Origin of the sequence: Mesotoga sp., assembly GCF_035363035.1 — a bacterium.
GTDB lineage: Bacteria > Thermotogota > Thermotogae > Petrotogales > Kosmotogaceae > Mesotoga.
This window is the reverse complement of record NZ_DAOSEH010000075.1, coordinates 1-10,638: the sequence shown is the minus strand read 5'-3', so window position 1 is coordinate 10,638 and position 10,638 is coordinate 1. Positions and strand designations below refer to the sequence as shown.

Here is a 10,638-nt window from a genome sequence, read left to right as displayed (position 1 = left end):
GAAGTGTAGAGGGCGATAGTTACACCTACGAGCCGGATTTTGAATCGGCCGGTCTCAAGGAAGTCAAGATAAAGGTCTCCGACTCCAATGGCGAAGAAAAGATACTCGTCTTCGAGATAGATGTCGTTGATGTAAATAGAGCTCCCGTGGCTGTCCTGCCTTCGATTGCGGCAAGCATAAAGGAGACCTTCACGCTGGGTCTAGATCTCAAGAGCTTCTTCACCGACCCGGACGGCGAGGAACTGTCCTTCGCCATTTTAGAAGGACCGGGAAGCATCGAGGGGGGTAATTATAAATACACGCCTTCGTACAACGACCAGGGGGAAAAGACGGTAACGATAGTTGCGAGAGATTCCTCGGGTCTCTCCGCAAATCTACCCATTATTATCTCTGTGATGGATCTTAACAGATCCCCCAGAATACTTCTCAGCGATAAGATGATAGACGAGGGGGCTAACCTCGTTGTGGATCTCCGGATGCAGTCGATAGATCTCGACGGCGACGAACTGACCTTCACTCTCATGGAAGGACCCGGGAGCGTCGAAAATGCGATCTACACTTTCGAACCTTCTTTCGATGAGAGCGGAGACCACACTGTTACTATACAGGTATCCGATGGTCTAGCGTCGGTGACGGGCGAATTCATGGTAGAAGTGGTGGATGTGAATCGCACCCCCGAGACTACGATCAAAGAGATCAAGAGCAGCATAAGAGAGGGGTTCTCCCTTGGCATGAACCTGACCACCTTCTTCAGCGACCCCGACGGCGATGAATTGACACTCTCTCTGGAGGGTCCGGGAACACTTGAAGGGAACGGCTACACCTACAGCCCCGGTTACGAGGATTCCGGCGAAAAATTCATACTCGTAACCGCCAGCGATGGCAGGGGTGGCGGTGTGACACTGCCCATCATCATAACGGTTCTCGATGTTAACAGGTTACCCGAAATTAAGGAACCGTTTCCCGAAGTTACCCTCGAAGAGGGGAAGACCGTTGAAATCGAACTCGGGGATTTCATAAGCGATCCCGACGGCGATGATTTGCTGTTTGAGATTCGAGAAGGGCCTGGAAGCATCGTGGACGGTAAATACGTTTTCGAGCCTCGCACAGGAGAGGCCGGTCAGAAGGATGTTATGATAAAGGTTAGCGATGGAAAGAGCGAGTTAACCGTTCCTTTAAAGATCTTCGTGGAAGCGGGTCATCGCGTAGTTTCCATAACATACGCGTTGTTCTCTTCGGGGATCGATAAAGTGAAACTGGTCGCCGGCTCTCACGAGATAATCTCTAGCGGGCAACGCGCAGAGCTTGAAGTCGATTGGCCTCTGGATTTCGATACCGTATCCATATGGAAAGTGACTGAAGAAAGCGCGGATTTCATCGGAGCGGCCAGAATAACCGCCAGCTCATCCTCGAGAAACATTCCCGTCGTATCGGAAGGTGGAGAAACGAAAGGGTCTGTCAGAATAGAATTGAAATAAATCCGGCAACGATTAAAACCGGCAGTCATCTCTGACTGCCGGTTTTTTTACGATCTCGATCAGACCCTCTAGTCTTTCTCAATACCGCGAAACCGTACGGATCTAGAGACAGAGTAAATGAATCGATCCTGGCAGATCCCGAAAGCAGAACATCGTAAGGCCTCCCGATTTCGTATTCCCCGGCGACGGGCGAGTTGTTCAGGCAAACTACAACCCGTTCATTCCCGTACTCTCTCTCGAACGTGAAAACTCCGTTTTCGGCGACGCCGGGTATGAAAGCTCCCTTTCTCAGAGCCGGACTGGTTTTTCGAAGCTCTATGAGCCTCTTGCAGAACTCAAGAAGTTCCCGGTCCCAGAGTCTCTCGTCCCATATCATCGACCTCCGGCAGTCCGGATCATTACCGCCTTCGATGCCTATCTCGTCGCCGTAATAGATCGCGGGAACGCCCGGGTAGGCGAATAAGAACAATAGTATGAGTCTGACTATCTCCTTCCTGCCATTGCAGAGTGTGGTGATTCTGGGGCGATCGTGGCTGTCAATCATGTTGTACATCGCATAATTCGCCCAGTCGGGATAGCTACGTCGCAAGACATAGAGCTTTTCTCCAAAGGTCTTCGCGTCGATGTTGTTGAAGACGAAAAAGGAGAGAAGATACTTTCTCAATCTGTAGTTCATCGCTCCGTCCAGATAACCTCCCTTGAACCAGGAAGTTCCAAGATGAAGAAGCTCGCCCAGAACGTAAGCCTCCGGCTTCATCTCTTTGGAGGTCTCTCGAACGGCGCGAACGAAATCGGGATGCAGGTATTCCACAGTGTCGAGCCGCCAGCCGTCGATATCGGCCTTCTCGAACCAGTATCGGACCACTCCAAGCAAATACTCTCTCACCTGAGGGTTGGAAAGATCGAACTCGGGCATCTTTCCGTAGCCGGCAAAACAACGATAGTTCGGTTCGGGGCTTTCGGTAACCGGTATAGAATCGATGTGAAACCAGTTCCAGTAGCGGGACTCTTTGCCCCTGCTCGTTGCATCGATAAAGAACGGGTGTTCAACACCGCAGTGGTTGAAAACACCATCGAGCAAGATCCTCATCTCTCTCGCATGAACCTGTTCTACCAGTTCCATGAGTGCCTCATCCCCGCCCAGAGCGTCGTCTACTTTGAAGTAATTGCGAGTATCGTACTTGTGGTTCGAAGGCGCATCGAAGATGGGAGTCAGGTAGATGCAGTTGACTCCAAGTTTCCGCAAATAATCAAGCTTATAGATGATTCCTTGCAAGTCTCCTCCATAGAAGCGATTTCTCTCGGGCGAGGCCCCCCAGTTAAGGGTTTCCGGAGGATCGTTGTACGTTTCACCGTTGAAGAAAGAGTCGGGAAATATCTGATAAATGATGGCGTCGCTTGTCCATTCCGGTGGTTTGAGCTGCATTCATATCCTCCTTTTTTATTCTTTGACCGCTCCGCCCGTCAAACCGGAGACGATTTGACCCTGCAACGAATAGAAGATTGCCACTATAACCAGAGAACCAAGGACACCGGCCGCGGCGAAGGGTCCCCATCTGTCGTCGTAATGTTGACCGACAAACAGACGCAATCCTACGGCCAGTGTGTACATATTGTCACCCTTGAGCAGGGTGCTCGCGATCATGTATTCGGAATAAGTGGCGATGAATTGAATGATGAAGACTACAACAAGAATGGGTTTGGCCAGTGGCAGCACAATGCTCAAAAAAGTTTTGAAGGGGGTGGCTCCGTCGACGAAGGCCGCCTCCTCAAGCGAACGGGGAATACTGTCGAAATATCCTTTCATGAGCCATGTGTTGAAGCCTATGGCGCCTCCCAGATAGACGAAGATCAGCCCTGCGTGAGTGTTGAGACCGAGCAGGGGAAGGTTCTTATTGAACCACGCCATAATCAGGAAGATCGCGGTCATTCCCAGTGTCTGTGGAAACATTTGAACCAGGAGAATCATCAACAATCCCGCTCTCCTTCCACTAAAGCTGAACCGGGAAAAGGCGTACGCACCCAGCGCGCACAGAAATACGCTTATAGACGAGGTCACGAAACAGATTTTCAGGGTGTTCCACATCCACATCGTAAACACTCTGTTGGCTCCAAAGAGAAGGCTTGTGTAATTATCGAGCGTCGGTTTGGCCGGGAATATTCCCGTCGAGTTGATCGAATTGGCCGGATTGAAAGAGGTGCCTATTATGAAAAGCGCCGGAAAGACTGCAAACACGATCGCAACCCAGATTACCCCGTGTCGAATTATCCTACCAAAATATCTGGCGGTCATTTTATATCTCATTGGCAACATCCTCAAGCACTCTGGTTCTTCTAAAACTGATAATCGATATAGTAACCACGATCGCGAAGATCACCACAGATACCGCGGCCGAGAGGGCCATTTCGCTTCCCTCTCTTCCCGAGAAGGCCAGTTTATAGGCGTAAGAGATAAGGATATCCGTTGCGCCGGCTACATCTCCGATTCCCGTAACCGGACGGCCCTCGGTTAGTAACCAGATCACGGTGAAATTGTTGAAAGTCGTCGCAAATGAACCTATTAGAAGCGGAGCCAGCGTCACGATCACCAGCGGAAAGGTCACCTTCCTGAACTTTTGCCAGCTCCCGGCACCGTCGATCTTCGCCGCTTCAAGAAGATGCGGTGGAATCGCCTGTAAAGCCCCTAACGAAACCAGCATCATGTAGGGAAATGTGAGCCAGATGTTGGTGAGCAACACCGAGAACCTCGCCCAGAAGACCGTGTCCAGCCAGGGTATGGATATACCGGCAAGATATTTAAGCATCCTGTTGAAAAAGCCGAACTCGCCGCTGTAAAAACCGTACCGCCAGATCAGCAGAGAGATGAAGGACGGCATCGCGTACGGAACTATCAGAAGGGATCTGTAGAGTTTTCTGAATCTGAGTTTGCTGTCGTTAAGCATCATGGCCAGAAACAGGCCTATGGCGAAGCTGATAAGAACCGTCAAAAGCGACCATTCGATGGTCCAGACGAAGACCCCGAAGAAGGGCTTTTTGTATTTTTCGGTCTTTATTATTCTTAGATAGTTTTGAAGACCGACATATTCCGTCCAGCCTGGATCAAGAGCTTCTCCGTCGCTCGAGATGAATCGGGCCTTTTCGGGTCTGTAAGTCTTCCCGGTTTTTAGATCGGTCAGCGTGTCGGTAGCCTCGTCGTAAGCGTACTGATGTTCGTACTGTCTGAACTCGCGCAGGGTACTTAGCCTCAGCCAGCCGTTGCCGTAGGGTATTCTCAATTTCTGCAGCAGAGAGATCTTTGAGGCGATTTTTGACGCCTCCATAACTTTCCATTCACCGATCTTATCGGGCGTTCCGTCCAGATCGCTGTCAACGATTTCGAATTCGCCGGGATCGCGAATCTCGCCATTCATATCCACAAGAAGTTCTTCATAGGATTTCAGCAAGAGAAGTATTATATCCGAATCGTTCCCGTACGCCTTGAAGCTGTATTTTTCGGCGTCGGGCCGCAGATATTCGCGGTTGAGAAAGAGATTTATCGCGTCGTCTTTCCCTATGACGTGACCTGTAGAGTAGTTGGTGAGGGAGAGATACACGTTGTAAAGGATCGGAAGAACGACCATGGCCGTCAAGAAAAAGAGTCCGGGCAGTAGGTATCTCAAAGGGTAGCTCTTCTTTTTGAAGACAACTGAATTTACTACCACCAGCAGCACGATTCCCGCGGTCGAAAGGTACAATTCGCCCGAGATCGCGAAGAGTATACATACGAAAATGGCGAACGCATTGAACAGCGATATTACGGTTATTTTCAGAAGAAACCCCAGTAAACGCCTCTCCATTACTTTCTCCATAAACTGTATCCCCCGGAATACTCATCTCAGATCTCTTTTCTATTGAGTACGCCCTCTCTATCCAGTGCCGGGGGATACAGGTCTACTTGCATTCGTCAGTTGGAAAAGGTATCTTCGAGCACTTTTGCAGCCTGCCTTAGAGCTTCATGAGGAGAAAGCGTCTGGTTGCATATCAAAGTCATCGCGTCCGTCCAGACAGACCAGACCGTGTTCATTTCCGGAACATTTGGAAGTGGCATACCGAAAGAGATCGATTCTGCGAAGGCATTCATGACGGGATCGTCCCTGGTCTCTTCAAAGGCCGGTATGAACGCCGACGGTCTTGGGTCCATTTCGAAGATCTTCAACATCGACTCTTTGGTTGCATATTGGTTCTCGATGAAGTCCTGTATAATTGCTTTGTTGGGGGAGTACGCGTTGACCATGATGCCCGACACTCCTACGAAAGGCCGTGGCCGTTGCCCGCATATTGTCGGTATGGGTGCAACTCCAACGTTTACTCCTCCGCTTTCTGCGATGGGGATACTCCAGGGTCCGGTAATTACCATTCCTGCCTTTCCTTCGGAGAGAAGTCCCGTCATAGTTTCCCAGGGTATCTCTCCCGGCATGAGACCTTCCTCGATAAGCCAGTCTATAAGAGTAGCTCCTAGAATCATGCCGACGGAGTCAAGACCGATATCGTCCATCAAAAGCGTTCCGTCCGAACGCTGCCCGAATATATATCCTCCAAGGGCCGAAAGCACAGGGAAGCTGTTGTAAGGGAAGGGGAGTTCGACGATGAATCCGTACTGTCCGATAGCGGGGTTGGTAATCTCTCTTGTGATATCGATCAACTCATCCCAGGTCTGAGGAGGTTCAGGAACGAGATCTTTGTTGTACAGCAGTGCGACTCCCTCCCTGCTGTAAGGGACACCGTAAAGCTTTCCTTCGAAGGACATGGCAGCAATAGTCACGGGATCGAACTGCAAGAGTAGATCTTCGGGAAGATCGATAGAGGCGATGGTACCGTTGCGGACCAGTCTTCCTATCCAATCGTGAGCTCCGACGATTAGATCGGGGCCCTCGCCTGCCGGAGAGGCCGTAACAACCTGCTCGGCAATCGCATCCATGGTCATTTCGTAGACCGTCACGATTATACCGGTCATTTCGGTGTACTCTCTGGCCAGTTCCTTGAAGATCGGAGTTCTCGTGTCATCTGCCCAGATTATTAGCTTTCCATCGACCGTGGCAGTTATCACCGAACTCAGAAATAACATCGAAACCGCAAGAACGATCAGAACCTTTCTTCTCATATTCTCCTCCTTTCTGTATCCTGGAATTATTCCAGGCTTAAGCGGATTCACGTTCCACAATTTCAGGTTTCAAACACAGACTTTCGACTTCCTTTCCCGGTCTCTCGAGGCGCTTGAACATCAAATCTACGGCTTTCTCTCCCATCTCCTCTATAGGCTGCCTTACCGTGGTAATCCCCCAGTCTCTGGCGACCGATTGATCGTCGTAACCGACCAGCTTCACATCCCGACCGATGCGAAGGCCTCTGAGCTGGGCCTCCCGCATAACTCCGAATGCGTAAAGATCGCTCATGGCGAAGATGTTGAAGGGAGGCCGATCGTTGTCGAAGATATCGCGGGCCGCGAGAGCTCCGGCGCTCCAGCTGAAATCGTAGGAGTGAACGTTTCTCTGCGGAAGGCTTTTCCCGCTTTTGAGGAGCGCTTTCTGAAAACCTTTGAATCTTGAGTTGAAGACGGGCCAGAAGCCCGAATCTATCGATTCCTGCATCATTATGACGTGTGTGCTTCCTTCTAGCTGCGAGAACTTCCTTCCCACAAGGTATCCTCCGAGCTCGTTGTCTATGTAGATCGAGTCGTACAGGGGCGAATAGCTGTCAACAAGAACCGTTGGACCTTCGAAGGGTTTACGGAAAGATGAAAAGAGATGCTCGATATCGAACGAGCAAAGAAACATTCCAGCCGCCTCTGAATTGGGAATGTCGTGCATCATGACTTTCGAGAGCCAGTCTCTTTTGAGAACGGGGAAGAGCATCATGGCGTACCATTGCGCTCTGAGCTTCTCTTCCATGCTTTTTATTAGTCTTTCATAGAACTCCGTACCGATCATGGGAATCACTATACCGATTGTGGAGGATCTTCCACCGGCCGTTCTCCGGGCGTTCTGGTTTGGGCGGTAACCGAGTTTTTCTATTACTTCGAGCACTCTCTTTCTAGTTTCGCTGTTAACATTCTGACTTCCGTTGATTACCCTCGACACCGTTCCTCGCGATACTCCGCTGAGTCTGGCGACATCTTCTATCGTTATCGGTTTCATAATCTCACTCCCCTGTCGAAAGATATGAATTGAATATTGTGAGGGCTCACAATAATATATCATAATCGAGCAACAAAAGTCAATTCTCACATTTGAGTGGAAATATCTTGCGTTAATGGCCATTAAAAACAATTATAGCGATATACATTTCCTAAGACTACAAATTGGCATTGCCAGCAGTCTCGCCAATATCACGTTATTGTGAGCGCTCACAACAAGAAGATGTCCGTTGAGAGTATTTCCAATTCGAAGCATGGATTCCTCCCTGCCCGCGTTGGGAAGGGCCGAGTCTGGGACACTGGATGTAGAGTCTGGCAAGAATATTAAGACGTCCTTGGAAGAGGACCGGAGAAGTTTATCCAATCATAGCGCGGCTTCGAGATCTCCGATGGATATGCTTTCGGCCGATAAACAATGTCTTTCAAGTATCGAGGGGTACTTCAGCCCAGATCCGGTGATTATCGAGACGATCCGGGCCTTTTTCAGAGGAATCAGTTCTTTCAACTTCTTTATCGCCGCGACCGACGTCACGCCGGCCGGTTGAGCGAACAGTCCCTCTCCGGCAAGTCTCGTCTGTGCCTCCAGTATTTCTTCTTCTTTCAGGCAAAGGGTCAGGCCGCCGTTTTTCTTGAGCATTTGAAGAACGGCATTCCCGCTCGGCGGGAAGGGGTTCTCTATGGCGTGCGCTATTGTGGAGGGATTTGGAACCCTCTCTATTTTCTCCCGGCCAGAATCGAAGGCGTTGTGTATCGGTGCGCAGCCGCAGGCCTGAACGGCCACCATGACCGGCGTCCTTTCCGAAAGGCCGGCCTCTGCGATCTCTCTGAAGCCCTTTTCGATACCCCGTATGTTGCCGCCCGAACTGGTCGGAACGATGACGAAATCCGGCACTTTTTCACCGAGCTGCAGATAAATCTCGAAGGCGATGGTCTTCGAGCCCTCCACTCGCATCGGAACGTCCGAATTGGAGAAGTATATACCCTTCGAAGGCCCCGTTTCGAGTGATTTGAGGTAGAGTTCGCCGTAATCTCCATCGACTTTGATCACCCTCGGTCCGTATATGGCGATGGGCCGGATCTTCTCCGCGGGTATGTTTTTCGACACCAGGATCGTCGTATTCATTCCCATCCGCGCGCCGTAGGCGGCCACCGAAGCCGCCATGTTGCCGGTAGATACTGTCCCGAAGCCTTTGTATCCCTTTTCAACGGCGTCCAGCAGAGTGAGATAAGTTCCCCTGTCTTTGAAAGACCAGGTGGGATTGATGGATTCGTTTTTGAGATAGAACTCGAAGTCGCACTCGGAAGCGAACGCAAATGACCGGGACATGGGCGTCCATCCCTCCCCCATTGAAAGGAACGCCTCATCTTTCAACGGGGGAAGAAACGACGAAAAGCGGTTCAGGATACTCTGTCCTTCGGAGGAGAAGCTTTTTGATTCCGGAGCAAACAAAACTTCCAGGGGCTCTCCGCAGCCGCACCTGAAAGCGAGAGAGTCGCCCGGATATTCTTTTCCACAGCCCGTGCATATCAACCGATACAATTTCTTCCTCCGGAGGTTCAGATGCTTATCTGGCTGATAGTATACTGGAGAACCTCTTGAAAGCCCAGCCTCTTGGCTATAAGGACAGATGGATTGTTGGAGGCTTCACACTGCCAGTCAACTATCAAACCCTTCGAACAACTCTCTTTCACGCAGGCCAAAGCAACCTTTCTACCAAAGCCCAGTCGTTTGAAGCCTTTCAGCGTTTCGGCCCCAAGTTCTATATGGTTCTTTGACCTGTAAACCCCTATACACAGGCTCACGATCTTGCTGTCCTCCACGGCACAAAAGCCGAGACTGTTCTCAAGGAAACTATCGAGGTTTGGCCAGAAAGATAGGATCCATCCTGTAAGGTGATCGATATTTTCCAGACTGCTCTCCAGCAACTCCGCGGTGATTCTAACGGCCGAATCGCTTTCAAGGGTGCTTGGGCCGAAGCCAGACGGGTTGAGTCTGAACAGGTACCTGAGTATGGGTTTCGGTTCCAGATCGCCTAGAAGATCCCTCAAGCATCTCTTTGCCTTACCGGTCGAGTAGAAGTTGAGCGAAGGAACACCCTTTTCTCCGGCGGCCGGAATCAGGTACTTTTCCAGAAACTCGCCATACTCTCCCTTAGATTCCTCTCCGGGATCTCCGCCTATCAATACCGTGTCGTGGCAATTCCAGACAATAACCGAATCGGGTTTCTCTTCGTTGCAAACGAACAACTTCCCCAATGTGTTTCCTTCTAAAATCGATGGCACGGCTAGATTATAAGAAATCTCACCCAGCAAAGGTCTGACACGGGAGAAGTCCTCGGAACGGAGTTCGACTAACATCTGCAATCTCCTTTCGTCTGGGCTAATTAATCAATTCTACTTCAAACCCACTTTACAATGCAACACAATGAGACATGACAATGTTTTTTCCCAAAAATGGTAAATTATTCGAGGAGGTGATAGTTTGGAGAGTAACGGCTATATCGACGTCGATGGAATAACTTACAAACTCGTGAGCAGACAGAAAAGCAGGCACAAGCAAATCAAGATAAGAACTCGCGGTCCGATGGGGGTAAGATTGGAGAGGGAGGAGAGCTTTTTCAAGAGTAACAGGGAATACTTGAAAACCCTCGTGAGCGATTCGGAGGTGAACATTCCGCTGGAAAAGGAGTGAACCCTTCCCGAATATAGCCGCTTTTGAATCTGAATATACGCAGCCGGAATAATCCGGTCGAATGACGAATCGAGATCTGTGCTTTCTGGCACGGAATTTCATGTAGTGAATTAAGAGAATCCAGAGCATTAATACGATCGAAAGATCTACGGGAACTCGGGATGTGGTATGATGGTTTTTCGATCGATTTTATCGAATATAGGGATATTGGGAAGTCGTTTTCGATTCAGGGAGGTGACTACATGAAGAGAAGTTTTATCCTTGTTTTGCTGCTGGTCTCAACGTTCACGGTACTG

General features: G+C 50.0%; 9 protein-coding genes. 2 read left to right on the top strand and 7 right to left on the bottom strand.

Going from position 1 to position 10,638, the window contains the following annotated elements; translation table 11 throughout:
• The coding region (locus PKX57_RS09725; protein ID WP_472417032.1) for an Ig-like domain-containing protein at positions 1 to 1,478 on the top strand (1,478 nt) is incomplete at its 5' end.
• A 25-nt stretch (positions 1,479 to 1,503) separates the two neighbouring features.
• Here PKX57_RS09725 and PKX57_RS09720 read toward each other — a convergent pair.
• The 7 genes from PKX57_RS09720 to PKX57_RS09690 form a co-directional block, all read right to left on the bottom strand.
• On the bottom strand, positions 1,504 to 2,904 hold the full coding sequence (locus PKX57_RS09720; protein ID WP_472417030.1) for a glycoside hydrolase family 13 protein: 1,401 nt from the start codon (positions 2,902 to 2,904) through the stop codon (positions 1,504 to 1,506).
• A gap of 15 nt (positions 2,905 to 2,919) precedes the next feature.
• Complete coding sequence (locus PKX57_RS09715; RefSeq protein ID WP_472417028.1) at positions 2,920 to 3,783, bottom strand: sugar ABC transporter permease; 864 nt, start codon at positions 3,781 to 3,783, stop codon at positions 2,920 to 2,922.
• Positions 3,773 to 5,326: an ABC transporter permease subunit gene (locus tag PKX57_RS09710; RefSeq protein ID WP_213920211.1), complete on the bottom strand. Its 1,554-nt coding sequence runs from the start codon at positions 5,324 to 5,326 to the stop codon at positions 3,773 to 3,775. Before PKX57_RS09710 ends, PKX57_RS09715 begins: the two co-directional genes overlap by 11 nt.
• Before the next feature lie 95 nt (positions 5,327 to 5,421).
• Entirely contained in the window at positions 5,422 to 6,618 is a 1,197-nt protein-coding gene (locus PKX57_RS09705; protein WP_169698626.1) for a sugar ABC transporter substrate-binding protein, read from the bottom strand.
• A 37-nt stretch (positions 6,619 to 6,655) separates the two neighbouring features.
• A complete protein-coding gene (locus PKX57_RS09700; protein WP_472417026.1) occupies positions 6,656 to 7,651 on the bottom strand; it encodes a LacI family DNA-binding transcriptional regulator in 996 nt (331 codons plus the stop codon).
• Positions 7,652 to 8,014: 363 nt separating this feature from the next.
• Positions 8,015 to 8,998 (bottom strand): threonine synthase, encoded by a 984-nt coding sequence (locus tag PKX57_RS09695; protein WP_472417035.1) that lies wholly within the window; start codon positions 8,996 to 8,998, stop codon positions 8,015 to 8,017.
• A 209-nt stretch (positions 8,999 to 9,207) separates the two neighbouring features.
• Positions 9,208 to 10,008: a GNAT family N-acetyltransferase gene (locus PKX57_RS09690; RefSeq protein WP_214048442.1), complete on the bottom strand. Its 801-nt coding sequence runs from the start codon at positions 10,006 to 10,008 to the stop codon at positions 9,208 to 9,210.
• A 124-nt stretch (positions 10,009 to 10,132) separates the two neighbouring features.
• Here PKX57_RS09690 and PKX57_RS09685 point away from each other — a divergent pair, with 124 nt between their 5' ends.
• Entirely contained in the window at positions 10,133 to 10,342 is a 210-nt protein-coding gene (locus PKX57_RS09685) for a hypothetical protein (protein ID WP_213920216.1), read from the top strand.
• Positions 10,343 to 10,638: the final 296 nt, after the last annotated feature.

Coding starts and splice junctions, on each gene's coding strand:
- PKX57_RS09690 (WP_214048442.1), bottom strand. CDS start 10,008: ATGTTAGTCGAACTCCGTTCCGAGGACTTCTCCCGTGTCAGACCTTTG.
- PKX57_RS09700 (WP_472417026.1), bottom strand. CDS start 7,651: ATGAAACCGATAACGATAGAAGATGTCGCCAGACTCAGCGGAGTATCG.
- PKX57_RS09695 (WP_472417035.1), bottom strand. CDS start 8,998: ATGGGGGAGGGATGGACGCCCATGTCCCGGTCATTTGCGTTCGCTTCC.
- PKX57_RS09705 (WP_169698626.1), bottom strand. CDS start 6,618: ATGAGAAGAAAGGTTCTGATCGTTCTTGCGGTTTCGATGTTATTTCTG.
- PKX57_RS09720 (WP_472417030.1), bottom strand. CDS start 2,904: ATGCAGCTCAAACCACCGGAATGGACAAGCGACGCCATCATTTATCAG.
- PKX57_RS09710 (WP_213920211.1), bottom strand. CDS start 5,326: ATGGAGAAAGTAATGGAGAGGCGTTTACTGGGGTTTCTTCTGAAAATA.
- PKX57_RS09715 (WP_472417028.1), bottom strand. CDS start 3,783: ATGAGATATAAAATGACCGCCAGATATTTTGGTAGGATAATTCGACAC.